A 23,564-nucleotide genomic window follows, 5' to 3' on the forward strand; every position below is an offset into this window, starting at 1 on the left:
ATGCCCACGCGGAGCGATGGGCACGATCAGTGTTGAGGCGGACTTGTGTATAACGATGAGCGCAGGAGCGTCGGAACGATCACTTACCCGGAAATCCCTCAGCCGCGCGCCTGTTCGATCAGCTCGATGTATTCCTCGGCGTTGCGCTGGTCCTTGATCAGGGCGATGAAATCATTGCCGTGCTCGTCCTTGCCGTCGAAGTCATGACCGGCTTCCTTGAAGAACACCAGAAAGCGCTCGAAATCGTTGATCCGCAGACCGCGATAGGCCTTGATCAGTTTGTGCAGCGAGGGCGAGGTGGCATCGTAGGGTTCGAAATTCAGGAACAGTTTGATCTGCTCATCACCGATCTCATCGCCAATCAACTGTTTCTTGTCTTTACGCATTGCGGGCTCCACCTGGTCGCAGACACTTTCACGGGCGGGCAGTTTACCCCTGCGTGAGTGTACGGCTCAACGCGCGCGTGCAGGCGTGGTGTGCAGGTCGGCCCAGATGTGACCGTTGGCGTAACTGATGAACTGGCAATACACTTTTTCGTTGCGCAGCAAATCCACAAGAATCCGGTATTGGGCCAGCGGGTAGTAAAGCGTCAGGGTGCGTGAAGGCTCGTCGTAAGCGGGTTTCTTCAGACTCTTGCTGTCGCCCGAATCGAAGTGGATCAGCACCTGCGAAATGGACGCCCCCTTGTTCAAGGACTTGCCCTTGAGGCGCAACAGCAACGACGAAGTGACCGGAATGGGCTGTTGGCTCGACGGTCTCTGATTACCGGCGACGATGGTGTACTCGGTGACCCGCATCAATTGCTGCACCTCGGGTTCACCGACACGCAGGCCCTGTTCGTCGGGCGGCAGGTACTGGTCGTGCATGGGGCTGGCTGACACCGGTACCGCAACGGTCAGACCTGAAAACAGCGCCAGCGCAAGGGCGCCCGGAATCAGTAGCTTCATGCAGAGTGTCCCTGAGAGATGCGGATAGACGCTGCCCCGGTCGCTCGCCAGAGCAGCGATCAGACAGCGTTACATGCCTTTGACGGCGTAGATACCGGCAGCATTGCGCCAGTAGCCCTTGTAATCCATGCCGAAACCGAAGATGTAGCGGTCGATGCATGGCAGGCCGACGTAGTTGGCTTTAAGGTCCGGGCGAGCCTTGCGGTCGTGGTCCTTGTCGATCAGCACGGCGGTATGAACCGCACGGGCTCCAGCGTGTTTGCAGAAGTCGATGATCGCGCCCAGCGTGTGGCCTTCATCGAGGATGTCGTCGATGATCAGCACGTCGCGGTCGATAAACGAGACTTCCGGCTTGGCTTTCCAGAACAGGTCGCCGCCAGTGGTTTCGTTGCGATAGCGGGTCGCGTGCAGGTAGGACGCTTCCAGCGGGAAGTTCAGATGGGTCAACAGCTTGCCCGAAAAGATCAGGCCGCCGTTCATGACGCAAAACACAACCGGGTTGCGTTCAGCCAGTTCGGCATTGATCTGCGCGCCGACACGAGCGATGGCAGCATCGACTTCGGCTTCTGTGTACAGGCAGTCAGCCTCGCGCATGATTTGACGGATATGCTCGAGATCAGCAGACATGAAGCGCTCTCCAGGTGGGGGCAGTGTAAGAAAAGCGGGCAAAGGTACGCATCCGTTCGGCTCAGAGCAAGTGATTCTGGACTAACGTTGCGAGTGTCTTCTAAAAGCAGCGAACGTCCAAGCCAAAGAACAATACTGCACACATCGTAAGACAGTATCGGCTGAATAGATTAATCTAGGCCGTTTTTTTGCCCCCGCTGGAGCCTTTCCTTATGCCCATTCGTGAGATCCGTCATCCGCTGATCCGCCACAAGCTCGGCCTGATGCGCCGCGCAGACATCAGCACCAAGAATTTCCGTGAGCTGGCTCAGGAAGTGGGCGCTCTGCTTACTTATGAAGCCACTGCCGACCTGACGCTGGAAAACTACGATATCCAGGGCTGGGCCGGAACCGTGTCGGTCGAGAAAATCGCCGGCAAGAAAATCACTGTTGTGCCGATTCTGCGTGCCGGCATCGGCATGCTCGACGGCGTGCTCAGCCTGATTCCGGGTGCCAAGGTCAGTGCCGTGGGCGTAGCCCGCAATGAAGAAACCCTGCAGGCCCACACCTACCTCGAGAAGCTGGTCCCGGAAATCGACGAGCGTCTGGCGATGATCATCGACCCGATGCTGGCGACCGGCAGCTCGATGGTTGCCACTATCGACCTGCTCAAGAAAGCCGGCTGCAAGGAAATCCGCGCCATGGTGCTGGTTGCCGCGCCCGAAGGCATTGCCGCCGTGGAAGCTGCACACCCGGACGTGATGATCTACACCGCTTCCATCGATGAGCGCCTCAACGAACACGGTTACATTATTCCGGGCCTTGGCGATGCCGGTGACAAGATTTTCGGCACCAAACAGAAGGACGCATAACCCGATGACGCAGCACGAGTTCAACGATCCACTGTGGCGTACGGTTCTGTCCGGTGCGCAAATGCTGTTCGTGGCTTTTGGCGCGCTGGTCCTGATGCCGCTGATCACCGGACTCGATCCTAACGTTGCATTGTTCACCGCAGGTCTGGGCACGCTGTTGTTCCAGATCGTGACCGGCCGCCAGGTGCCTGTATTTCTGGCATCGAGCTTTGCCTTCATCACCCCGATCATTCTCGCCAAGGGTCAGTTCGGCCTCGCCGCAACCATGGGCGGTGTGATGGCCGCGGGCTTCGTCTACACCTTCCTCGGCCTCGCCGTGAAGATCAAAGGCACCGGTTTCATCGACCGCCTGCTGCCGCCGGTGGTGATTGGTCCGGTGATCATTTCCATCGGCCTGGCCATGGCGCCGATTGCCGCCAACATGGCGATGGGCAAATCCGGTGATGGTGCCGAGCTGATTCATTACCAGACCGCGATGCTGATTTCGATGCCTGCCCTGCTCACCACGCTGATCGTGGCAGTGTTCGGCAAAGGCATCTTCAGGCTGGTGCCGATCATTTCCGGCGTGCTCGTCGGTTTTGCGCTGTCGTTCTATTTCGGTGTGGTCGACACGGCGAAGATTGCCGCAGCACCCTGGCTGGCGATCCCGCATTTCACCGCGCCGGAATTCAACTGGCAGGCGATCCTGTTCATCGTGCCGGTTGCCCTGGCTCCGGCCATTGAACACATCGGTGGTGTGATTGCGGTGGGCAGCGTGACCGGTCGCGATTACCTGAAGAAACCGGGTTTGCACCGCACCCTGCTCGGTGACGGCATTGCCACCACCGCCGCAGGCCTGTTCGGCGGTCCGCCCAATACCACGTACGCCGAAGTGACGGGCGCGGTGATGCTGACCAAGAACTACAACCCGAAAATCATGACCTGGGCATCGATCTTCGCGATCACCCTGGCGTTCATCGGCAAGTTCGGCGCGCTGCTGCAGAGCATTCCGGTGCCGGTGATGGGCGGGATTCTGTGCCTGCTGTTCGGTTCGATTGCGGCGGTGGGCATGAACACCCTGATTCGCCACAGGATCGACCTGTCGGAAGCGCGCAATCTGGTGATCGTCTCGGTGACGTTAGTGTTTGGTATCGGTGGCGTGCTGATCGGTACAGGCACTGGCCCGGACGATTTCGGCATGAAAGGCATCGCCCTGTGCGCCGTGACCGCCATCGTGCTGAACCTGATCCTGCCGGGCAACGACAGCTGGAAAAACAAGCAGCTGGATGATCAGTTGCCGTAAGAGCGTTGACCGTGACGCACTGCGTCACATCACGGCCGGACGCAGAGCGTCCTGAGAGGCATTACCACGCGGAGCGTGGTAACGATCATTGTTTTCATGCATGCAGCCCGGGACGCTCTGCGTCCCGTTTGAACCAGCGCCTTACAACATCAACGGTGCACGTTCGCAGAGCTTGTTCAACTCACGTGCCCAGTTCGGATCGTCGTTCAGGCACGGTATCAGTACCAACTCCTCCCCGCCCGCTTCCTTGAACTGCTCGGCACCGCGGTCGCCAATCTCTTCCAGCGTCTCGATGCAGTCGGCGACAAATGCCGGACACATGACCAGCAGCTTCTTCACGCCCTGCGCCGCCAGCTCGTCAAGGCGCGCTTCGGTGTAGGGTTCGATCCACTTGGCGCGCCCCAGACGCGACTGGAACGATACCGACCATTTGCCATCGGGGATGCCCATGCGCTTGGCAAAAGCGGCAGCCGATTGCAGGCATTGCGCGCGGTAGCAGGTGGCGAGCACCTCTGCGGGCGCGGTCATGCAGCAGTCTTCCTTGAAGCAGTGCTTACCGGTCGGGTCCAGCTTGTGCAAATGGCGCTCGGGCAGACCGTGAAAGCTCAGCAGCAAGTGGTCGTGTGGCTGCTCCAGGTGCGGGCGTACATTGTCCACCAGTGCGTTCAGGTATTCCGGCTGATCGAAGAACGGCTGCAGCAGTGAGAACTGCACCTTCAGCGATTTTGCCCGCACTACACGCTTGGCTTCTTCGATGACCGTGGTGACGGTGCTGTCGGCAAACTGTGGATACAGCGGCGCAAGGGTGACTTTCTTGATGCCCTGCTCTGCCAGCCGCGTCAGCACGGTTTCGATGGAGGGCTCGCCGTATCGCATCGCCAGCTCGACCGGGCCGTGATCCCACTCTTTCTTCATGGCCTGTTGCAGACGCTTGCTCAGCACAACCAGCGGCGAGCCCTCATCCCACCAGATCGACGCGTAAGCGTGAGCAGACTGTTCCGGGCGCTTGATCAGAATCAGCGACACCAGCAGCCTGCGCACCGGCCACGGCAGGTCGATGACGTAAGGATCCATGAGGAACTGATTGAGGTAGCTACGCACATCTGCCACCTGGGTGGATGCAGGCGAACCCAGGTTGACCAGCAACAACGCGTGATCAGTCATGCAACTTCCTAATTCAATGGCTTTCAGTGTCGACCCAGCAGATCCTGCAGGGCGGTTTTCAGATCAGTAAAACGAAACGTGAAACCGGCTTGCTGCAGACGATCGGGGCGCGCCCGTTGCCCGCCCAGCAGCAGTACCGACAATTCCCCCAGCAGCACTTTGAGCGCCAGCGAAGGCATCGGCATGAAAGCCGGCCGATGCAGGATGCCTGCAAGGGTCTTGGCAAAATCGCGGTTGCGTACGGCCGCAGGCGCACAAAGATTATAAGGGCCGCGGGCATCGTCGAGATTCAACAGAAAATCAATCGCTGCGATTTGGTCCTGAACGTGAATCCAGGGCATCCACTGCCGACCGTTGCCAATCGGGCCGCCCATGCCGAACTTGAAAGGCGGCAACAGTTTCTGCAAAAAACCGCCACGGTCGGACAACACCAGACCGGTGCGTATCAACACCACCCGCACACCCAAGGCTTCACCCCGCTGCGCGGTCTCTTCCCAGGCACCGCACAACTGGCTGGCAAAGTCTTCCTTGGCGGGGTGAGAGGTTTCGTCCAGCTCTCGTTCACCGCTGTCGCCATACCAGCCCACCGCCGACCCGGAGATCATCAGCGCGGGCTTTTGTGTCGCCTTGCCCATCCACGCCAGCAACTGCTCGGTCAGACCGATGCGGCTGTCCCAGAGCATCAATCGACGCTTGCGGGTCCAGGGCCTGTCGGCAATCGGCGCGCCTGCCAGGTTGACGACGGCATCGACGGGCTGATCGCCCAGTTCGTCGAGACGGGCAATGCCCTTCACCGATGATCCGCACAGCTTGGGCACATCAGCGGGCCGTCGACTCCAGACGGTCAATTGATGACCCTGGGTGGACCAGTGTCGGCAGAGCGCTCGTCCTATCAAACCAGTACCGCCGGTCAGCAATATGTGCATGGCAGGTTACCTCGCGTGGCGTTCGTGGCAATTGAGTAGTCTATTTTTCAAGGGTGACGCTTATCCAGACAACGAAACCATTGACTGAACCATAGGCCACACCTGAACGGACTGGAGCTTTACTGCCCCGCTCGGGTGGTTGGCCCATTGTCGATTGGCAGCAGACTGAACGTCTTCGACCTTCAAGGTTGCAGAGTGACTCACAACAGAATCGAGAACCACTGCAAGTTATACCAGACAAGAAGATTGTACAGGTTTTAACTACGGCGTAGTCTGTACAGACAAGGTAACGAGGCCCCTATGACTGTCCCTATCGCAATCATCGGTACCGGTATCGCCGGACTTTCAGCGGCCCAGGCGCTCACTGCAGCCGGGCATGAGGTGCACCTGTTCGACAAAAGCCGCGGCAGCGGCGGTCGGATGTCCAGCAAACGCAGCGACGCAGGCTCGCTGGACATGGGTGCGCAATATTTCACCGCTCGCGATCGGCGCTTTGCGACGGCCGTCAAACAGTGGCAGGCCCAGGGCCATGTCGCCGAGTGGACACCTTCGCTCTACAACTTTCAGAACGGCAGACTCAGCCCGTCGCCAGACGAACAGGTGCGCTGGGTCGGCAAGCCCGGCATGAGCGCTATCACCCGCGCCATGCGTGGCGATCTGCCGGTGTCGTTCTCGTGCCGCATCACTGAAGTGTTTCGCGGTGAACAGCACTGGAACCTGCTGGACGCGGAAGGCGAGAGCCATGGCCCGTTCAGCCACGTCATCATCGCAACGCCCGCCCCTCAGGCCACGCCGTTGCTGGCAGCGGCACCCAAGCTGGCCAGCGTCGTGGCCGGGGTCAAGATGGACCCGACCTGGGCCATCGCGCTGGCATTCAGCACACCGCTGCAAACGCCCATGCAAGGCTGCTTCGTACAGGACAGCCCGGTTGACTGGCTGGCACGCAACCGCAGCAAACCCGAACGCGATGACACGCTCGACACCTGGATTCTGCACGCCACCAGCAACTGGAGTCGGCAGCATCTGGACATGCCGAAGGAAGAAGTCATCGAGCAGTTGCAAGGTGCGTTTGCAGAGATGATCGAGTGCACGATGCCCGAACCTGTCTTTACCCTCGCCCACCGCTGGCTGTATGCACGCCCGGCAGGCTCTCACGAATGGGGCGCGCTTTCCGACGCCGACCTTGGCATTTATGTGTGCGGCGACTGGTGCCTGTCAGGCCGGGTCGAAGGTGCATGGCTCAGTGGTCAGGAAGCCGCGCGCCGTTTGTTGGAACACGCGCAATGAACCAGATCAATCCACGCAAACTGCTGCTGTCGAAATGGACAGCAGCCACGCCGGTCAATCGTGAGAAGCATTTTATGGTGACCGAGCTGTTCAAGGACGAAGAAGGCACAGTGCTGGAAATCGAGCTGCAGGCGGTGCTGACCCAACGCAGCGAGCGCCTGCCGTGGCAGGTGCTGCAGGCAGCGGACGTATGGCGGATGGGCTGGAAGTAGCACTTCAAGCGTGTCTGCCGTGCGACAGCATTACGCTGGAGACGTGAAGGCCTCCTACAACCCAGTAATCACTGCCTCAACCCCCTTTTCCACCCTCTACAAACAATTTGACTTGTACAGCTATGCACCTATGATGAGTGCAAGTTGTACAGAGCATTTTGTCTGTACAAGTCTTCTGTAGAGGTTGGTGATGTCAACGGACGTAATCGAAAAGCCCAAACTCGGTATCAGTGCCTGCCTGATGGGCGCCGAGGTTCGCTTCAATGGCGGCCACAAGGAATCGCATCTGTGCACCCGTGCACTGAGCCAATACTTTGATTTCGTCCAGGCCTGCCCTGAAGTCGCGATCGGTATGGGCATCCCGCGCGAGCCTATCCGGCTGGTCGGTGATGCGGAAAATCCTCGCGCGCTGGGCACGGTCAATCGCGAACTTGACGTCACCGAGGCCTTGGCCGATTACGGCACGCAGATGGCCGAAGAGCTGGGCGACCTCTGCGGTTACATCTTCATGCAGAAATCTCCGTCGTGCGGCCTGGAGCGAGTGAAGGTTTATCGCGAGAACGGCGCGCCGGTCGACGGTGGAGGCACCGGCATCTACGCCAAGGCCTTCTGCGAACGCCACCCCAACCTGCCGGTAGAAGAAGACGGACGTCTCAACGACGCCGTGCTGCGGGAAAACTTCGTGACGCGGGTGTTCGCTTATTCGGCGTGGCAGCAGCTTCTGAAAGAAGGCGTGACGCGCCGCGCCCTGACCGAATTCCACTCGCGCTACAAATACCAACTGATGGCCAACGACCCCGTGCAATACAAGGCACTGGGCAAAATGCTCGGCAGCATGGGCCGCAGTGATCCGAAAGACATCGCTCCACAGTATTTCAGCGACCTGATGACCGCACTCAAGAAATGCGCGACTCGTCGCACCCACACCAACGTACTTCAGCACCTGGCTGGCTACCTCAAGCAGACCATCGGCGCCGAAGACAAACAGGAAATCCAGCAGTTGATCGGCCAGTACCATCAGGGGATCGTGCCCTTGATCGTGCCGCTGACCCTGCTCAAACACCATTTCCGCCAACACCCGGATCCGTATGTGGCGCTGCAGGTGTACATGCAGCCGCATCCGGAAAACCTCAGCCTGCGTAATGCGATTTGACTATGAATGAACTGGATAAGGATGCCCCGGACGACTGGCTGCCGATCCGCGAGGTTGCACGTCAGACCGGCGTCAATGCCGTCACTCTGCGTGCGTGGGAACGGCGTTACGGCCTGATCGTCCCGCACCGTACCGAGAAGGGTCATCGCCTGTATTCACAGGAACACGTCCAGCGCGTGATGATGATTCTTACCTGGCTCAACCGTGGCGTGTCGGTCAGCCAGGTCAAGGCCTTGCTCGACGACGACCTGCAGGACGCGCCTGTACCTTCGAACGACTGGGATGCGCTGCGTCAGACGCTGCTGATCGCCATTGGCGAGCTGGCCGAGCGTCGAGTCGATGATGTGTTCAACCAGGCCATGTCGCTGTACCCGCCACGCACCCTGTGCGAGCAACTGCTTATGCCGCTGCTGGCGGAGCTGGAACAGCGTTGGCAAGGCAAGTTTGGCGCTCAACTGGAGCGCACCTTCTTTTACTCCTGGCTGCGCAGCAAGTTCGGCGCACGCATCTACCACAACAATCGCCAGCTCAGCGGCAGGCCCGTGTTGCTGGTCAACCAATCCGACCTGCCGCTGGAGCCACACCTGTGGCTGACGGCATGGCTGGTCAGCAGCGCCGACTGCCCGGTCGAAGTGTTCGACTGGCCCCTGCCCGCCGGAGAGCTGGCGCTGGCGGCCGAATACCTGCAACCGCGCGGCATCGTGCTGTATTCGAGCAAATCCCTGAACGTCGCCCAGCTGCCACGCTTGCTGGCCAATATTGCCTGCCCGGTGGTGCTGGGTGGACCAACGGTGAAGATCCATAACGCCGAGTTGCTCGTAAGTGCAAACGAGGTTGTAGGTCTGACCCTCGTCGACGACCCGCTCAGTGCTCAGATCGAGCTCAACAGGCTCGGCATTATCTAAGGACTCAACATGCAACTGCTTTGGCTGCGCACTGACCTGCGCGTTCATGACAATACTGCCTTGAGCGCCGCCATGGAGCGGGGACCGACACTGGCGGTCTATCTGATCAGTCCGGCCCAATGGCAAAGCCATGACGACGCAGACTGCAAGGTCGACTTCTGGCTGCGTAATCTGGTCGAGCTGGAAAAGGCGCTCGGCAAACTCAATGTGCCGTTGCTGATCCGCGAAGCGGACACCTGGGACAAGGCGCCCGAGGTTCTGTCGACACTGTGCGGGCAGTTCAAGATTGAAGCTGTTCATGCCAACGAGGAATACGGCATCAACGAAACCCGCCGCGACGAGGCGGTGCAGAAGACGCTGGAAGATGCCGGGGTTCATTTCCACAGCCATCTGGACCAGTTGCTGTTCAAGCCCGGCAGTGTTCTGACCAAGACCGGCAACTATTTTCAGGTCTTCAGCCAGTTCAAGAAAGTCTGCTATTCGCGACTGCACGAAGCGATGCCGCGTACGGTACGCACGCCCAGGCCACAGGACTCTTTGCCGACCAAAAGCGACGCGATTCCGCATACGGTCAAAGGCTTCTCTACGCCGTCCGAAGCACTGCGCAACCTGTGGCCTGCGGGTGAGGACGAGGCGCATCGGCGTTTGTCCGAGTTCACTGACGATCAAATTCATTACTACAAGACCGAACGCGACCTCCCGGCAAAGCCCGGCACCAGTCAGCTGTCGGCCTACCTTGCAGCGGGCGTGGTCTCGCCGCGTCAGTGTCTGCACGCGGCCCTGACCAGCAATCATGGGGAATTCGAGACCGGCAGTGAAGGAAGCGTGACCTGGATCAATGAACTGTTGTGGCGTGAGTTCTACAAGCACACGCTGGTCGGCTATCCTCGTGTTTCACGCCATCGTGCGTTTCGCCCCGAAACCGAAGCCTTGCAATGGCGTAACGCGCCTGACGAACTGCTGGCCTGGCAAGAGGCGCGCACCGGTCTGCCGATCATCGACGCGGCCATGCGTCAATTGCTGGAGACCGGCTGGATGCATAACCGACTACGGATGGTCGTTGCGATGTTCCTCACCAAGAATCTGCTGATCGACTGGCGGGAAGGCGAGCGCTTTTTCATGCGCCACCTGATCGACGGTGACCTGGCCGCCAACAACGGTGGCTGGCAATGGAGTTCGTCCACCGGAACGGACTCTGTGCCCTACTTCCGTATTTTCAACCCGCTCTCGCAGTCGGAACGATTCGACCCTGAAGGCGTGTTCCTCAAGCGCTGGCTGCCGGAGCTGGCTGACCTTAACAAAAAGCAGGTCCACAACCCGGCCTCTGCCGGTGGCCTGTTTGGCGTCGCGGATTATCCGGCGCCCATCGTCGACCTGAGCAAAAGCCGCGCCCGTGCGCTGGCCGCCTTCAAGGCGCTGCCCGGCCGCCAGTCGGCGACGGAGAAAGCGGATGACTGATTTCCTGCATCGATTCGCTGAAGGCTTCGCGGCGCTGAACAAGGAAAACCTTGATCGGATCGCCGAGCTGTACAGCGACGACGTCTCTTTCAGCGACCCGATGCACGACATCCATGGCCTGGCAGACATGCGGCGCTATTTCGCCGAGCTGTATGCCAACGTCAGCGACCTGCGTTTCGACTTCCATGCGTTCGACGAGGTCCGGTCCGGTGAGGGCTATCTGCTCTGGACCATGCACTACTCACATCCGCGTCTGGCCAATGGCCGCACCATCCATGTCCAGGGCTGCTCGCACCTGAAGTGGCGCGACGACAAGGTTTATCGGCACCGGGACTACTTCGACGCTGGCGCACTGCTCTATGAGCATTTGCCCGTCATGGGTCGGGTGATCAATTGGCTCAAGAAGAGGTTGGCATGAACACTCCTGTTGCTCGACGTATCTGGCTGACCGGTGCAAGCAGCGGTATCGGCCTCGCGCTGGCCATTGAACTGCTCAAGGCGGGCCATCGTGTTGCGCTGACCGCACGCACGCTGGAGCCGCTGCAGAACCTGGCCGCGCAATACCCTACTCAAGTGCTGCTGGCGACCGGCGATATCACCGACGGCCTGCAGGTCACTGCCATTGCAGACCTGATCGCTCAGGAATGGGGTGCGCTGGACACGGCGATCCTCAACGCGGGCACCTGTGAGTACATCGATGCCCGGCAATTCGAAGCCGCGATGGTCGAGCGCGTGGTGCGCACCAACCTGCTGGCCAGCAGTTTCTGTATTCAGGAAGCCTTGCCGCTGCTGCGCAAGGGGCGTCGTCCTCATCTGGTCGGCGTAGCCAGTGCCGTGACCTTTCTGGCCCTGCCACGCGCCGAAGCCTATGGCGCGTCCAAGGCCGGTCTGCGCTATCTGTTCGAAGCCCTGCGCCTGGATCTGGCCAGCGAGAATATCGACGTGACCATCGTCAGTCCGGGTTTCGTTGATACACCGCTGACCGAGAAAAACGATTTTCCGATGCCCATGCGCTGGCCGGTCGGCAAGGCAGCGAAATACATCGCCCAGAATCTGGCTCGCGAAAAACGTCCGCTGGAGATCGCCTTCCCTGCCGCATTCATTTTCAGCATGCGACTGCTGGCCATGCTGCCCGCCCGAGCCAGGTTCGCCATTGGCAAGCGCATGGCACGCTCTTCCGAACCCGGCGCGACGTCGAATAAGGACTTTCAATGAAAATCGCCGTAGTCGGCAGCGGTATTGCCGGGCTGACCAGTGCCTACCTGCTCAACCGCTCGCACGATGTGACGGTGTTCGAATCGTCCGACTGGATCGGCGGGCACACGCACACCGTGGATGTGCAGGTCGATGGTCGTCATCACGCCATCGATACCGGTTTCATTGTGTTCAACGACTGGACGTATCCGAACTTCATCAAGTTGCTCGGCCAGTTGGGTGTGGCGTTCAAACCCACCGAAATGAGCTTTTCGGTACACGATCCGCGTACCGGGGTCGAGTACAACGGCAACAACCTGAACAGCCTGTTCGCCCAGCGCAGCAACCTGCTGTCACCCAAATTCTGGGGCATGCTGCGCGACATTCTGCGCTTCAATCGCTTGGCCATCGAAGACCTGGAAAACCAGCGCATCGCAGCTGACACCACGCTGGGTGAGTACTTGAAGAACGGCGGTTACGGCCAGCGCTTTATCGATCATTACATCGTGCCGATGGGTGCGGCGATCTGGTCGATGTCGCTGGCGGACATGCTGGGATTCCCGCTGCAGTTCTTTGTGCGCTTCTTCAAGAACCACGGCCTGCTGTCAGTGACCAACCGGCCGCAGTGGTGCGTGATCGAAGGCGGTTCGAGAAGCTACATCGAGCCGTTGACGGCCTCTTTCCGGGAGAAGATTCGTCTGTCCTGTCCGGTCACCCGAGTCGAGCGCGATCAGGACGGCGTCACGCTGCACAGCGCGATGGGCACCGAGCGCTTCGACAAGGTGATCTTCGCCTGTCACAGCGATCAGGCCCTCGCCATGCTGGCCGAGCCGTCCAGTGCCGAGCAAAGCGTTCTGGGCGCGTTGCGCTATGCCGAGAACGACGTGGTGCTGCACACCGACACCCGACTGCTGCCTGACCGCCGCCTGGCTTGGGCCAGCTGGAATTACCGGCTGGGCGGCGGCGAGCAGCAACTGGCGGCCGTCACGTATGACATGAATATTCTGCAGGGCATCGAGAGCGAGACCACTTTCTGCGTAAGCCTGAATCAGAACGCGGCCATCGATCCTGAAAAGGTCATCGGCCGCTATCGCTACGCTCACCCGCAATACAGCCTGCAGGCCGTTGCAGCCCAGGCTCGCTGGGAAGAAATCAGCGGCGTCGATCACACGTGGTACTGCGGCGCGTATTGGGCCAACGGCTTTCATGAAGACGGCGTGGTCAGCGGTCTGCGTGTCGCCAAAGCCTTCGGGGAAGCCCTGTGAACAGCGCGCTGTACAGCGGCTGGATCTCGCATCGGCGGTTTGCCCCCCGAGCGCATGCGTTCACCTATCGCATTGGCCTGCTGTATCTGGATCTGGATGAACAGGCCAGCGTGCTCGGCTTATCGCCGCTGGCCGGGAGCAAACGCTTTGCGCCGTTCTCGTTTCGTGAGCGCGATTACCTGCCGGAACTGACAGGCCGTGGTCTCTCGCTGATCGAGGCCGTGCGCGAACGGGTCAGTGCTGCGCTGGGGCGCACGCCGACGGGCTCCGTTTGCCTGCTGACCCAGGCGCGCAGCTGGGGCCTGTCGTTCAATCCGGTGAGTTTCTTCTATTGCCATGAGGCTGACGGCTCGCTGGCCGCCATCTTGTGTGAAGTGACCAACACCCCGTGGGGCGAGCGCTACAGCTATGTACTGCCGGCCGACGGCGAAGGGCATCAGCATTTTGCCGTGGCCAAGGCGTTTCATGTTTCACCGTTTCTGCCTCGCGATCTTGAGTACCGAATGAGTTTCAGCCAGCCCGCCGAACGCATCGGCGTGCACATGGCCGACTGGCAGGGCGAACTGAAAATGTTCGACGCCACGCTCAACCTGACGCGCCAGAGCCTGAGCCGTCAAACGCTGCACCGTTACCTGATCACGTTTCCCTGGATGACCGCAAAAACCTGTCTGGCGATTTACTGGCAGGCCATGCGCCTGCTCGCCAAACGCATACCGATCTTTTCCCATCAGGCCGCCGACGGCGAGTACCGTGCTGCCGCCGCGCAACCCAAGGATTCACGCCATGAAAAGCAGTAGCAGTAGTTTTTCTGCCAATCTGGGTACCAACAGCCTGACCGCCAGCATCCTGCGTCGAGGTGTGCTTCGACAACTGGCAGGCCTGCGCAATGGTCAACTGGTCGTCATCGAAGGTGGCGAGCGCCACACATTCGGCAAGGCAGGCGCCCTGATTCAAGGTGAAGTGCACGTTCTGGATTCTGCCGCCTGGGGCATGATCGCCAGCACCGGCTCGATCGGAGCTGCCGAGGCGTTCATCCACGGGTACTGGACCACGCCGGACCTGACCGCCGTGGTCAGAATCTTCGTCAGCAACCTGGATGTGCTGGACGCCATGGAAGGCGGTTTCGCCCGCCTGACGCGCCCGGTGATTCACGGCTTGCACTGGCTGAACCGCAACACGCGCAAAGGCTCGCAGAAAAACATCGCGGCCCATTACGACTTGGGTAACACGCTGTTCGAGCAGTTTCTCGACCCGACGATGATGTACTCCGCCGCCCAGTTCCTGAGCCCGGACGACACACTGGAACAGGCGCAGTTGAACAAACTGGAGCGCATCTGCCAGAAGCTGGCGCTCAAACCGACCGATCACCTGCTGGAAATCGGCACGGGCTGGGGCAGCATGGCCATCTATGCGGCGCAGCATTATGGATGCCGGGTCACGACCACGACCCTTTCCGCCGAGCAATTCGCCTACACCGAACAACGCCTGAACGAGCTGGGCCTGAAGGATCGCGTCACGCTGCTGCTGACCGACTATCGAGACCTGACCGGCGAGTACGACAAGCTGGTGTCCATCGAAATGATCGAAGCCGTGGGCCACCGCTTCCTGCCGACCTATTTCAAGCAATGCGCCAGCCTGCTCAAAAGCGACGGGCTGATGCTGCTGCAGGCGATCACCATTCGCGAGCAGCGTTACGCGCAGGCCAAGCGCAATGTGGACTTCATCCAGCGCTATATCTTTCCCGGCGGCGCCCTGCCCTCGGTGGCGAAGATGCTCGACATCGTCGGTTCCGACACCGACATGAACCTGCTGCACATGGAAGACTTCGGCCTGCACTACGCGCGCACGCTGCGCATGTGGTACGACAATTTCAGGCACGCCCACGTCAAACTGACCGAACTGGGCTATGACGAGTATTTCCTGCGGTTGTGGGAGTTCTATCTGTGCTACTGCGAGGGTGGCTTTCTGGAGCGTACCATCGGCACTGCTCAACTGCTGCTGGCCAAACCCGAAGCACTGCGTGAACCGTTGCTCGGACGTTTCAATGCTTAAGCCGGTCGCCAACGCACTGCTGTTCCAGGCGGGCTGGTTCGCCTGTGTGCTGGGCAGCAACAGTTACTGGCTACTGATTGCCGTCGGCGTGCTGCTGATTCACTTCCTTTGGCTCAGCTCTTGGGCGGCCGAAGGAAGGCTGGTGCTGATGGTCACACTGGTGGGCATGGTGTTGGACAGCGTGCTGATGATGCTGGGGGTCTTCGACTTCGGCACCGGCGGTTATCTGATCCCGCTGTGGCTGATTCTGTTATGGGCGATTCTGGGCACCACGCTCAACCATTGCCTTGCCTGGACAGCGACGCCCGTCTGGCGGGCGGCGGTTCTGGGCGCTATTGGCGGCCCGATGTCTTACTATGCCGGCTCACAACTGGCGCAGGTTCATCTTCCGCTCGGGTTCTGGCCCAGCATGACGCTGCTGGCCTTGATCTGGGCAGCTGTATTTCCCCTGCTTCAGTGGCTGGCAGCAAGCGTGCGCGCCAGACACCCGGGAGCTTCCCTCTGAACGACACCCTCATCCCGCTCGTACCTGTCATCGACGAGGAACCCGTCACCTGCTCCACCTGCGCAGCCTGCTGCTGCCAACTGGAGGTGATGCTTATCACCGATACGGGTGTGCCTGAGCGTTACATTGATACCGATGACTGGGGCGGCGAAGTCATGCTGCGCCTGGACGACGGCTGGTGCGCGGCGCTGGATCGCAACACGATGATGTGCACGATCTATGAGAAACGACCGTTGATCTGTCGGGAATTCGAGGCGGGTGCGGAGGATTGTCTGAACGAGCGCAAGGGGATTGCGACGGCTTATCTTTGATGGGGCTGCAGGTGAGACCTGCAGCTTGCCGGACGCATGCCAATGCAGCGCATTGGCACGATCAGGTTTGAATCAGAACGGCATTTTGTAGTGCAGTGCGTAGCTTTCGATACCATCGTTCGGCTGTTTGATGCCGGCGTTGGAGTAGTGAGTGGCACGGATGCCAACCTCATGACCGCCCGCGAAACGCAGACCGAAGCCGATACGGTCTTCGAAGTTGAAGGCCGAGCCAAACTTGCGATCTTCAACCTGAGTGTTCGAGAACACGGAAACGCCGATACCTGCCTCGATGTAAGGCTTCACGCTGCCGCCTGCGAACTCATAGACCAGAACCGGAGAGAACGACAGACTGTGGTTGTCTTTGTAATCCTTGCCGTCCCAGTAGGTGTAGGCACCATCCCAGTAACCGGTCAGACGACCCACGTCGCTTTGCAGCCAGCTCTTGTCCCAATCGAATTGAACGCCCAGACGATAGGTCATGGTCGATTCGCCGGTCTGACCGACCGAAAACTCGACGCCATCAGCCTGCGCCATTGAAACTTGCCCCGCCAGGATGGCTGAAAAAACAGCCATGCAAAAGAATCTCTTCATGAGAAACGCCCTAAATTGTATGAAGTGTTACCAGTATTGAAATTGGGTCAGTCGCGCTTATAGAAATCGCAGACGAAGCGTTAGTTCAGCCCCGAAACGATTTTTTTCACGTTTTTTTTACAAATGGAAGCTTCTCACATTACTGGAAGTTTTCCATAGGTCGCGTAGGACTTTTCTGAATTTGTCAGGATCGTCACTGGACCAATACAACGTCTCGCGAGCAGGGCCGCTGGCGAGCAGACCGTTTGCGGATAAGAGACGCTCAAGCTGACGCGCCACCGCAGCGCCGGTATCGATCAGGGCGACCGACTCGGGGAGCATTTGCTGCAGCAACGGTTTGAGGAAGGGGTAATGCGTGCAGCCCAGAATGACAGTGTCGCAACGCTCGGCCAGCAAAGGCTCGACGTAGCGACCCAGCAACTGACGAATCTGTGGGCTTTGCAGATCACCGGTTTCAATCAGTTCGACCAGCCCCGGGCAGGGCTGAGTCACCACACGAACATCACTGGCGAACCTGTCGAGCAAGGCGGCGAAGCGAGCGCTCTGCAGCGTTCCAGTTGTTGCCAGTACGCCTACAACGCCGCTGCGGGTCGCCTCGGCCGCGGGTTTGACCGCAGGCTCCATGCCCACGATGGGCCAGTCCGGATAAAGCTGACGAATATGGGCAACGCCTGCCGCCGTGGCCGTATTACACGCAACGACCAGCGCCTTGGCACCCTGCTCGCGAAAGAAACCGGCGATGCTCAGGCAGCGTTCGACGATGTACTCGGGGCTTTTTTCGCCATACGGAATGTGGCCGCAATCGGCCAGGTACATCAGCGATTCGTGGGGCAGCCTCTGACGAATCTCGCCCAGCACCGACAGGCCTCCGACACCGGAGTCGAACACCCCGACCGGAGCATCGCTGCCATAGCTCATGTGAACGTCAAGCATGCTCGCCCTGCCCGTTTGCCGCACCACAGACGCTGCAACCGGGATCACGCTTGACCTTCAATTCTCGAAAACGGGTGGTCAATGCATCGATCAACAATAGGCGACCCACCATCGGTTCGCCAAAACCTGCGAGCAGCTTCAACGCTTCAAGGGCCTGCAGGCTGCCCACCAGTCCGACCAGCGGACCGATGACACCCGCCTCGCTGCACGTCAGTTCGGCCTCGCTGCCATGCCCATATAGACAGTGGTAGCAGGGACTCTCGCTGCGCCGCGGATCGAACACCGACAGCTGACCTTCGAGCCGAATGGCCGCACCGCTGACCAGCGGCTTGCCAGCCATCACGCACGCAGCATTGACTGCCTCGCGGGTCGAGAAGTTATCGGAGCAGTCCAGAACCAGATCCACGGCCTGTACCGCAGCGCTCAATGAATCGACGTTCAGCGCTTCACGATGGGCGACCAGCCGGACTTCCGGGTTGATGGCGGTCAGACGGACGATGGCCGAATCCACCTTGGTCATACCGACACTCTGGGTGTCATGAATGATCTGGCGTTGCAGATTGGTCAGGTCGACACTGTCGAAGTCTGCCAGGTGCAGCTCGCCGACTCCGGCAGCCGCCAGGTACAAGGCGACCGGCGAGCCCAGCCCGCCGAGTCCAACCACCAGTGCCCGACTTTTGCCGAGGCGCAATTGTCCTTCGATATCGACGTGTTGCAGCAGAATCTGCCGGCTATAGCGCAGCAGCTCCTGATCACTCAGCACGGCACGCATCCGAAGGTAATACGCTCATGTTCACCCAGATCACGGCGGGTCTGAATGCGCTCGAAGCCATGACGGATCAGCAACTCGCGCACTGCAGGACCCTGGTCATAGCCATGTTCCAGCAACAACCAGCCGCCCGGAGTCAGGTGAGCGGGCGCCTCGCTGATGATGGTGCGCAGATCGTCCAGACCATCGGGGCCTGAGGTCAGCGCACTGCCTGGTTCGAAACGCACATCGCCCATCGAAAGATGCGGATCGGTTTCGGCGATGTACGGCGGGTTGCTGATGATCAGATCGAACTGCCGACCTTCCAGCGCACTGAACCAGTGGCTGTTCAGAACTTCGGCGTTGTCCAGTTGCAGACGCTGGCGATTGCGCTCGGCCAGCGCCACGGCTTCAGGCACACGATCAACAGCCGTGATTTTCCATTGCCGACGGTCATTGGCCAGCGCAAGACCGATGGCTCCGGTGCCCGTTCCCAGGTCCAGAACCTGGGTAGGCGCGAAAGCAGGCACCAACTCCAATGCAGCCTCGACCAGCATTTCAGTCTCGGGTCGTGGAATCAGGGTGTGCGGCGCGACTTCGAGGTCGAGCTTCCAGAAGCCTTGCTGACCCAGAATATAGGCGACAGGCTCACCGGTACGGCGACGTTGCAGGTAACCCGCGAACGCCAGCGCCGCTTCAGTGCTGACAATGCGCTCGGGCCAGGTGTGCAGGAAGCTGCGGGGCTTGCCCAGGACAGCGGCCAGCAACAACTCGGCGTCGAGCCGGGCGGTCGGGGAATCGGGAAGCTCAGCGCTTCTTAACAAGCTGGCGATGATGGTCATTTACTCACCCAGTGCCGCAAGTTGATCAGCCTGATATTCAGCGAGTAGCGGTTCTATCACTGCATCGACTCCACCGGCCATGACTTCATCCAGCGAATACAGGGTCAGGTTCACGCGGTGATCCGTTACTCGCCCCTGAGGGAAATTGTACGTGCGAATACGCTCCGAACGGTCACCGGAGCCCACGAGCAGCTTGCGCTCGCTGGCAATCGCATTGGCCGCGGCGCTGGTCTGCTGGTCATTGAGTTTGGCAGATAACCAGGACATCGCACGCGCTCTGTTCTTGTGCTGCGACCGCTCTTCCTGGCACTCCACGACGATACCTGACGGCAAGTGGGTGATGCGGATGGCCGAGTCGGTCTTGTTGACGTGCTGACCACCGGCGCCGGAGGAACGGTAGGTGTCGACACGCAGGTCCGCCGGGTTGATCTCGATCGCCTGCTGTTCATCAGGTTCCGGCAACACCGCCACCGTGCAGGCCGACGTATGAATGCGGCCCTGGGATTCGGTTTCCGGTACGCGCTGCACACGATGCGCACCGGACTCGAACTTCAGCTTGCCGTAGACGTTCTCGCCTTCGACGCGGGCAATGACTTCCTTGTAGCCGCCATGTTCGCCTTCGTTCTCGGACAGTACTTCGACGCGCCAGCCACGTCGTTCGGCATAACGCGAATACATGCGAAACAGGTCGCCGGAAAAAATGGCCGCTTCGTCGCCGCCGGTACCGGCGCGTATTTCCAGAAACACGTTACGGCCGTCGTTAGGGTCTTTGGGCAGCAACAGGCGCTGCAACTCAGCCTCCAGCTCGACCAGTTGCAGCTTGGTCTCCCGAACTTCCTCAACCGCCATTTCACGCATGTCCGGATCACTGTCCTTGAGCAGCGCCTGCGCACCTTCCAGATCGGCCACCAGCTTGATGCGCTGATTGTAGAGCGCGATAACAGGCTCTACCTCGGCGTATTCACGAGAATAGGCGCGAAATTTGGTCTGATCGCTGATGACTTCTGCATCGCCCAGCAACGCAGTCAGTTCCTCGAAGCGGTCGCTGAGCACATCCAGCTTGTTGAGCAGTGAAGCTTTCATTGCGGGGTTTTATCCGTCGAGCCCTCACCGAGGGCAAAAAGTTCCTGAGCCATGGCCAGCGCATCGACGCGGCCTTCGGCAGACAGCTTCTTGAGCTGAACGCTCGGAGCGTGCAGCAATTTGTTGGTCAGACCGCGCGCCAGTTGCACCAGAACGTCTTCAGCATTGCTGCCGTTGGCGAGCATGCGCTGGGCCTTGCTCAGTTCTTCGTCCCGCAGCCGCTCGCTCTGCTGGCGATAGGCGCGCAACACATCGACTGCCGCCAGCTCACGCAGGCGGGACATGAAGTCCTCGGCTCCGGCACTGACCAGCTGTTCAGCCGCCAGTGCTGCGCCCTGACGACTTTTGAGATTCTCGGCGACGACTTCATGCAGGTCATCGACGCTGTACAGATAAACGTCATCCAGTTCGCCGACTTCCGGCTCGATATCGCGGGGTACGGCAATATCGACCATGAAGATCGGCTTGTGCTTGCGCAGTTTCAGCGCACTTTCAACGGCGCCCTTGCCCAGAATCGGCAACTGGCTGGCCGTCGAGCTGATGACAATGTCGCTGTTGACCAGCTCGGCCGGAATATCCGACAGCAACACCGCATGGGCACCGAACTCGGCGGCCAGAATACTCGCGCGTTCCAGCGTGCGGTTGGCGACCACGATGCGTTTGACGCCAAGGTCGTGCAAATGCCGGGCAACCAGCGTGATGGTCTCGCCCGCGCCGATCAGAAGCGCCTGACTGCGCTGCAGATCGCTGAAAATCTGTTTGGCCAGACTGACGGCGGCAAACGCTACCGATACCGGGTTCTCGCCAATGGCGGTGTCCGTGCGCACCTGTTTGGCAGCGCTGAAAGTGGCCTGGAACAGTCGGCCGAGCAACGGACCGACGGTACCCGCCTCGCGGGCGACAGCGTACGCCGATTTCATCTGGCCGAGAATCTGCGGCTCACCCAATACCAGAGAATCGAGACCCGACGCCACGCGCATCATGTGCCGCACGGCCTCGTCGTCTTCGTGGACATAGGCGCTGGCGCGCAGCTCATCCAGGCTCAGATGATGGTAATCGGCGAGCCAGGCCAGAATCTGATCGGCCACCCGCTCGTCATGCTCGATGTACAGCTCACTGCGATTGCAGGTCGAGAGGATTGCCGCTTCACGACTGTGCGTCAGGCGACACAGCTGCTGCAGGGCCTCAACCAACTGTTCGGGCGTAAATGCCACGCGCTCGCGAACGTCGACCGAGGCGGTCTTATGGTTGATACCAAGTGCAAGGAAGGCCATTCAGGGTCGCTGGTTGTGACGTGAAGCCGGCAATTGTCCTACTTCAATAAGCTCAGAACAACCACCGCATATTATTGTCCCACTAGAATCGTTCGTCGCAGGCCGCCTGTGCAGGCCTGCAGCACCGCTAAAATAAGCATTGCAGTACTTTTTCCGACGGCTGTGGGTTTGCCAACAGCCTTGTGTCATGATGATCCAAACCGCAGGTAAGCCGCCCTTCTTATATATGAATAGATTCTCCGCGTTGTTCCTTGCCCTGGCCTTTCTAGGCGGCTGTCAGTCCATGACCCCCGTTGCGTCGCAGCCCGATACTGCGCAGAAAGACACCCCGCCCGCGCCTGAAACCAAGCCGCAGGTTTACGGTTCGTTCACTCAGGAGACCCTTGTCAGCCTGCTGAGCGCGGAGCTGGCTGGCCAACGCAACCGCTTCGACATCGCGCTGGACAACTACGTGACCCAGGCGATCAAGACTCAGGATCCGGGCGTTTCCGAACGGGCCTATCGCATCGCCGAATACATGGGCGCCGACCAGTCGGCCCTGGAAACCGCGCTGATCTGGGCCAAAAACGACCCGAAGAACCTTGAGGCGCAACGGGCCGCCGCGATTCAACTGGCGCGCTCCGGCCGCTACGACGACTCCATGGCTTACATGGAGAAGGTGCTGCAGGGTCAGGGCGACACGCATTTCGACTTCCTGGCACTGTCCGCCGCAGAAACCGATTCGGATACGCGCAACGGCTTGCTCAAAAGCTTTGACCGGTTGCTGGGCAAATACCCGAATAACGGTCAACTGATCTTCGGCAAAGCACTACTGCTTCAACAGAACGGCGACTCCGAACAGTCGCTCAAGCTGTTGGAAGACAATCCCCCCAAGGAAGGCGAAGTAGCGCCCATCCTGCTCCGCACCCGCCTGCTGCAAAGCATGGGACGCGGTAAGGAAGCATTGCCGATCCTTGAAAAAAGCATCAAGAAATACCCCGAAGACAAACGTCTGCGCCTGACCTATGCCCGTATGCTGGTGGAACAGAACCGCATGAATGATGCAAAGGTGCAGTTCTCCAGCCTTTTGCAGCAGTATCCGGAAGACGATGACCTGCGCTTTTCGCTGGCACTGGTCTGTCTGGAAGCCAAGGCCTGGGATGAAGCGGCTGGTTATCTGGAAGAACTCATCGCTCGCGGTGCCCACGTCGACTCGGCGCACCTGAATCTGGGCCGCATTCATGAAGAGCGTGATGACCCGCAAAGCGCGCTGGATGAATACGCCCAGGTCGGTCCCGGCACTGATTTCCTGACGGCACAGTTGCGCCAGAGCGACATCCTGATCGGCAATGGCAACGCCGCAGAAGCCTCCAAGCGCCTGGCCGAGGCTCGCGACTCCCAACCGGAATACGCCATACAGCTTTATCTGATCGAAGCCGAAACCCTGACCAGCAACGACCATGCCGACCGCGGCTGGCAGGTACTGAGTCAGGCGCTCAAGCAATACCCGGACGACATCAATCTGCTGTACACCCGGGCGATGCTCGCCGAAAAGCGCAATGACCTGGCGCAGATGGAAAAGGATCTGCGCTCGATTATCAAGCGCGAGCCTGAAAACGCCATGGCCCTCAATGCACTGGGCTATACGCTTTCAGACCGCACCACGCGCTATGCCGAGGCACGAGCACTGATCGAAAAGGCTCACTCGATAAACCCCGACGATCCGGCCGTTCTCGACAGCCTTGGCTGGGTCAATTATCGAATGGGCAATCTGGACGAGGCCGAACGCCTGCTGCGCAAGGCCCTCGAACGCTTTCCCGACCACGAAGTTGCCGCTCACCTGGGTGAAGTGCTCTGGGCCAAAGGCCAACAGAGCGAAGCCCGAAAAGTCTGGGCCAAAGCCCTGGAACAGCAACCCGACAGCCCTATTCTGCGCAGCACCCTGCGGCGCTTGACCGGATCAGAGACCCTTTGA

General features: G+C 59.8%; 26 protein-coding genes. 15 read left to right on the forward strand and 11 right to left on the reverse strand.

Annotated elements, in window-relative coordinates; all coding sequences use genetic code 11:
• Positions 1-98 precede the first annotated feature (98 nt).
• The 3 genes from QRN20_RS12695 to QRN20_RS12705 all read right to left on the reverse strand — a co-directional run bounded on the left by QRN20_RS12695 (position 99) and on the right by QRN20_RS12705 (position 1,574).
• A complete protein-coding gene (locus tag QRN20_RS12695; RefSeq protein ID WP_004879753.1) occupies positions 99-386 on the reverse strand; it encodes a PA4642 family protein in 288 nt (95 codons plus the stop codon).
• 66 nt (positions 387-452) lie between these two features.
• Entirely contained in the window at positions 453-947 is a 495-nt protein-coding gene (locus QRN20_RS12700; protein WP_029241315.1) for a hypothetical protein, read from the reverse strand.
• A 69-nt stretch (positions 948-1,016) separates the two neighbouring features.
• Positions 1,017-1,574, reverse strand: a complete 558-nt coding sequence (locus tag QRN20_RS12705) for a hypoxanthine-guanine phosphoribosyltransferase (RefSeq protein WP_004879756.1) — start codon at positions 1,572-1,574, stop codon at positions 1,017-1,019.
• A gap of 212 nt (positions 1,575-1,786) precedes the next feature.
• On the opposite strand from QRN20_RS12705, the gene upp reads away from it, so the two are divergent.
• Together upp and QRN20_RS12715 are read left to right on the forward strand one after the other, a co-directional pair.
• The gene (gene upp, locus QRN20_RS12710) at positions 1,787-2,425 is read left to right on the forward strand and encodes a uracil phosphoribosyltransferase (RefSeq protein ID WP_004879758.1); all 639 of its coding nucleotides are present in this window, start codon (positions 1,787-1,789) and stop codon (positions 2,423-2,425) included.
• A 4-nt stretch (positions 2,426-2,429) separates the two neighbouring features.
• A complete protein-coding gene (locus QRN20_RS12715) occupies positions 2,430-3,707 on the forward strand; it encodes a uracil-xanthine permease family protein (protein ID WP_004879760.1) in 1,278 nt (425 codons plus the stop codon).
• Between the two features lie 141 nt (positions 3,708-3,848).
• Here the strand turns inward: QRN20_RS12715 and hemH are convergent, their stop codons facing one another.
• Both hemH and QRN20_RS12725 read right to left on the reverse strand, forming a co-directional pair.
• Complete coding sequence (gene hemH, locus QRN20_RS12720) at positions 3,849-4,871, reverse strand: ferrochelatase (RefSeq protein ID WP_025993206.1); 1,023 nt, start codon at positions 4,869-4,871, stop codon at positions 3,849-3,851.
• Between the two features lie 23 nt (positions 4,872-4,894).
• A complete protein-coding gene (locus tag QRN20_RS12725; RefSeq protein WP_058430997.1) occupies positions 4,895-5,797 on the reverse strand; it encodes a TIGR01777 family oxidoreductase in 903 nt (300 codons plus the stop codon).
• A gap of 300 nt (positions 5,798-6,097) precedes the next feature.
• On the opposite strand from QRN20_RS12725, the gene QRN20_RS12730 reads away from it, so the two are divergent.
• The 12 genes from QRN20_RS12730 to QRN20_RS12785 all read left to right on the forward strand — a co-directional run bounded on the left by QRN20_RS12730 (position 6,098) and on the right by QRN20_RS12785 (position 16,139).
• Complete coding sequence (locus QRN20_RS12730; protein WP_043305715.1) at positions 6,098-7,084, forward strand: NAD(P)/FAD-dependent oxidoreductase; 987 nt, start codon at positions 6,098-6,100, stop codon at positions 7,082-7,084.
• Positions 7,081-7,296 (forward strand): TIGR02450 family Trp-rich protein, encoded by a 216-nt coding sequence (locus tag QRN20_RS12735; RefSeq protein ID WP_004879770.1) that lies wholly within the window; start codon positions 7,081-7,083, stop codon positions 7,294-7,296. Before QRN20_RS12730 ends, QRN20_RS12735 begins: the two co-directional genes overlap by 4 nt.
• A gap of 190 nt (positions 7,297-7,486) precedes the next feature.
• Positions 7,487-8,449 (forward strand): YbgA family protein, encoded by a 963-nt coding sequence (locus tag QRN20_RS12740; RefSeq protein ID WP_058430996.1) that lies wholly within the window; start codon positions 7,487-7,489, stop codon positions 8,447-8,449.
• 2 nt (positions 8,450-8,451) lie between these two features.
• On the forward strand, positions 8,452-9,354 hold the full coding sequence (locus QRN20_RS12745; protein WP_058430995.1) for a MerR family transcriptional regulator: 903 nt from the start codon (positions 8,452-8,454) through the stop codon (positions 9,352-9,354).
• A gap of 9 nt (positions 9,355-9,363) precedes the next feature.
• The gene (gene phrB, locus QRN20_RS12750) at positions 9,364-10,812 is read left to right on the forward strand and encodes a deoxyribodipyrimidine photo-lyase (protein WP_058430994.1); all 1,449 of its coding nucleotides are present in this window, start codon (positions 9,364-9,366) and stop codon (positions 10,810-10,812) included.
• On the forward strand, positions 10,805-11,230 hold the full coding sequence (locus QRN20_RS12755; protein WP_004879778.1) for a nuclear transport factor 2 family protein: 426 nt from the start codon (positions 10,805-10,807) through the stop codon (positions 11,228-11,230). Before phrB ends, QRN20_RS12755 begins: the two co-directional genes overlap by 8 nt.
• On the forward strand, positions 11,227-12,027 hold the full coding sequence (locus QRN20_RS12760; RefSeq protein ID WP_025993212.1) for an SDR family NAD(P)-dependent oxidoreductase: 801 nt from the start codon (positions 11,227-11,229) through the stop codon (positions 12,025-12,027). The genes QRN20_RS12755 and QRN20_RS12760 overlap by 4 nt, the downstream gene beginning before the upstream one ends.
• Positions 12,024-13,271 (forward strand): NAD(P)/FAD-dependent oxidoreductase, encoded by a 1,248-nt coding sequence (locus QRN20_RS12765; protein WP_058430993.1) that lies wholly within the window; start codon positions 12,024-12,026, stop codon positions 13,269-13,271. The genes QRN20_RS12760 and QRN20_RS12765 overlap by 4 nt, the downstream gene beginning before the upstream one ends.
• Positions 13,268-14,068 carry a DUF1365 domain-containing protein gene (locus QRN20_RS12770; RefSeq protein ID WP_004879783.1) on the forward strand — a complete coding sequence of 267 codons (801 nt, stop codon included), beginning with the start codon at positions 13,268-13,270 and terminating at the stop codon, positions 14,066-14,068. The genes QRN20_RS12765 and QRN20_RS12770 overlap by 4 nt, the downstream gene beginning before the upstream one ends.
• Complete coding sequence (locus QRN20_RS12775; RefSeq protein ID WP_025993215.1) at positions 14,055-15,323, forward strand: SAM-dependent methyltransferase; 1,269 nt, start codon at positions 14,055-14,057, stop codon at positions 15,321-15,323. Before QRN20_RS12770 ends, QRN20_RS12775 begins: the two co-directional genes overlap by 14 nt.
• A complete protein-coding gene (locus tag QRN20_RS12780; protein ID WP_058430991.1) occupies positions 15,316-15,828 on the forward strand; it encodes a DUF2878 domain-containing protein in 513 nt (170 codons plus the stop codon). Before QRN20_RS12775 ends, QRN20_RS12780 begins: the two co-directional genes overlap by 8 nt.
• Positions 15,825-16,139: a YkgJ family cysteine cluster protein gene (locus QRN20_RS12785; RefSeq protein ID WP_032632501.1), complete on the forward strand. Its 315-nt coding sequence runs from the start codon at positions 15,825-15,827 to the stop codon at positions 16,137-16,139. Before QRN20_RS12780 ends, QRN20_RS12785 begins: the two co-directional genes overlap by 4 nt.
• 72 nt (positions 16,140-16,211) lie before the next feature.
• Here QRN20_RS12785 and QRN20_RS12790 read toward each other — a convergent pair whose 3' ends face one another.
• The 6 genes from QRN20_RS12790 to hemA all read right to left on the reverse strand — a co-directional run bounded on the left by QRN20_RS12790 (position 16,212) and on the right by hemA (position 21,610).
• On the reverse strand, positions 16,212-16,730 hold the full coding sequence (locus QRN20_RS12790; protein ID WP_043305708.1) for an acyloxyacyl hydrolase: 519 nt from the start codon (positions 16,728-16,730) through the stop codon (positions 16,212-16,214).
• Positions 16,731-16,847: 117 nt separating this feature from the next.
• Complete coding sequence (gene murI, locus QRN20_RS12795) at positions 16,848-17,663, reverse strand: glutamate racemase (protein WP_058430990.1); 816 nt, start codon at positions 17,661-17,663, stop codon at positions 16,848-16,850.
• A complete protein-coding gene (locus QRN20_RS12800; RefSeq protein WP_163001121.1) occupies positions 17,656-18,426 on the reverse strand; it encodes a molybdopterin-synthase adenylyltransferase MoeB in 771 nt (256 codons plus the stop codon). The genes murI and QRN20_RS12800 overlap by 8 nt, the downstream gene beginning before the upstream one ends.
• A complete protein-coding gene (gene prmC, locus QRN20_RS12805; RefSeq protein ID WP_285360488.1) occupies positions 18,420-19,253 on the reverse strand; it encodes a peptide chain release factor N(5)-glutamine methyltransferase in 834 nt (277 codons plus the stop codon). Before prmC ends, QRN20_RS12800 begins: the two co-directional genes overlap by 7 nt.
• Positions 19,254-20,336 (reverse strand): peptide chain release factor 1, encoded by a 1,083-nt coding sequence (prfA, locus tag QRN20_RS12810; RefSeq protein ID WP_004879800.1) that lies wholly within the window; start codon positions 20,334-20,336, stop codon positions 19,254-19,256.
• The gene (hemA, locus tag QRN20_RS12815) at positions 20,333-21,610 is read right to left on the reverse strand and encodes a glutamyl-tRNA reductase (RefSeq protein WP_025993221.1); all 1,278 of its coding nucleotides are present in this window, start codon (positions 21,608-21,610) and stop codon (positions 20,333-20,335) included. The genes prfA and hemA overlap by 4 nt, the downstream gene beginning before the upstream one ends.
• A gap of 226 nt (positions 21,611-21,836) precedes the next feature.
• Between hemA and QRN20_RS12820 the strand changes: the two genes are divergently transcribed.
• A complete protein-coding gene (locus tag QRN20_RS12820) occupies positions 21,837-23,564 on the forward strand; it encodes a tetratricopeptide repeat protein (protein WP_082654179.1) in 1,728 nt (575 codons plus the stop codon).

Source organism: Pseudomonas sp. fls2-241-TYG-175 (genome assembly GCF_030209155.1).
Taxonomy (GTDB): domain Bacteria; phylum Pseudomonadota; class Gammaproteobacteria; order Pseudomonadales; family Pseudomonadaceae; genus Aquipseudomonas; species Aquipseudomonas viridiflava.

Bases quoted from the DNA above. Each gene is read 5' to 3' on its own strand.
- QRN20_RS12695 (WP_004879753.1), bottom strand. From the start codon at position 386: ATGCGTAAAGACAAGAAACAGTTGATTGGCGATGAGATCGGTGATGAG.
- QRN20_RS12700 (WP_029241315.1), bottom strand. From the start codon at position 947: ATGAAGCTACTGATTCCGGGCGCCCTTGCGCTGGCGCTGTTTTCAGGT.
- QRN20_RS12705 (WP_004879756.1), bottom strand. From the start codon at position 1,574: ATGTCTGCTGATCTCGAGCATATCCGTCAAATCATGCGCGAGGCTGAC.
- upp (WP_004879758.1), top strand. From the start codon at position 1,787: ATGCCCATTCGTGAGATCCGTCATCCGCTGATCCGCCACAAGCTCGGC.
- QRN20_RS12715 (WP_004879760.1), top strand. From the start codon at position 2,430: ATGACGCAGCACGAGTTCAACGATCCACTGTGGCGTACGGTTCTGTCC.
- hemH (WP_025993206.1), bottom strand. From the start codon at position 4,871: ATGACTGATCACGCGTTGTTGCTGGTCAACCTGGGTTCGCCTGCATCC.
- QRN20_RS12725 (WP_058430997.1), bottom strand. From the start codon at position 5,797: ATGCACATATTGCTGACCGGCGGTACTGGTTTGATAGGACGAGCGCTC.
- QRN20_RS12730 (WP_043305715.1), top strand. From the start codon at position 6,098: ATGACTGTCCCTATCGCAATCATCGGTACCGGTATCGCCGGACTTTCA.
- QRN20_RS12735 (WP_004879770.1), top strand. From the start codon at position 7,081: ATGAACCAGATCAATCCACGCAAACTGCTGCTGTCGAAATGGACAGCA.
- QRN20_RS12740 (WP_058430996.1), top strand. From the start codon at position 7,487: ATGTCAACGGACGTAATCGAAAAGCCCAAACTCGGTATCAGTGCCTGC.
- QRN20_RS12745 (WP_058430995.1), top strand. From the start codon at position 8,452: ATGAATGAACTGGATAAGGATGCCCCGGACGACTGGCTGCCGATCCGC.
- phrB (WP_058430994.1), top strand. From the start codon at position 9,364: ATGCAACTGCTTTGGCTGCGCACTGACCTGCGCGTTCATGACAATACT.
- QRN20_RS12755 (WP_004879778.1), top strand. From the start codon at position 10,805: ATGACTGATTTCCTGCATCGATTCGCTGAAGGCTTCGCGGCGCTGAAC.
- QRN20_RS12760 (WP_025993212.1), top strand. From the start codon at position 11,227: ATGAACACTCCTGTTGCTCGACGTATCTGGCTGACCGGTGCAAGCAGC.
- QRN20_RS12765 (WP_058430993.1), top strand. From the start codon at position 12,024: ATGAAAATCGCCGTAGTCGGCAGCGGTATTGCCGGGCTGACCAGTGCC.
- QRN20_RS12775 (WP_025993215.1), top strand. From the start codon at position 14,055: ATGAAAAGCAGTAGCAGTAGTTTTTCTGCCAATCTGGGTACCAACAGC.
- QRN20_RS12780 (WP_058430991.1), top strand. From the start codon at position 15,316: ATGCTTAAGCCGGTCGCCAACGCACTGCTGTTCCAGGCGGGCTGGTTC.
- QRN20_RS12790 (WP_043305708.1), bottom strand. From the start codon at position 16,730: ATGAAGAGATTCTTTTGCATGGCTGTTTTTTCAGCCATCCTGGCGGGG.
- murI (WP_058430990.1), bottom strand. From the start codon at position 17,663: ATGCTTGACGTTCACATGAGCTATGGCAGCGATGCTCCGGTCGGGGTG.
- prmC (WP_285360488.1), bottom strand. From the start codon at position 19,253: ATGACCATCATCGCCAGCTTGTTAAGAAGCGCTGAGCTTCCCGATTCC.
- prfA (WP_004879800.1), bottom strand. From the start codon at position 20,336: ATGAAAGCTTCACTGCTCAACAAGCTGGATGTGCTCAGCGACCGCTTC.
- hemA (WP_025993221.1), bottom strand. From the start codon at position 21,610: ATGGCCTTCCTTGCACTTGGTATCAACCATAAGACCGCCTCGGTCGAC.
- QRN20_RS12820 (WP_082654179.1), top strand. From the start codon at position 21,837: ATGAATAGATTCTCCGCGTTGTTCCTTGCCCTGGCCTTTCTAGGCGGC.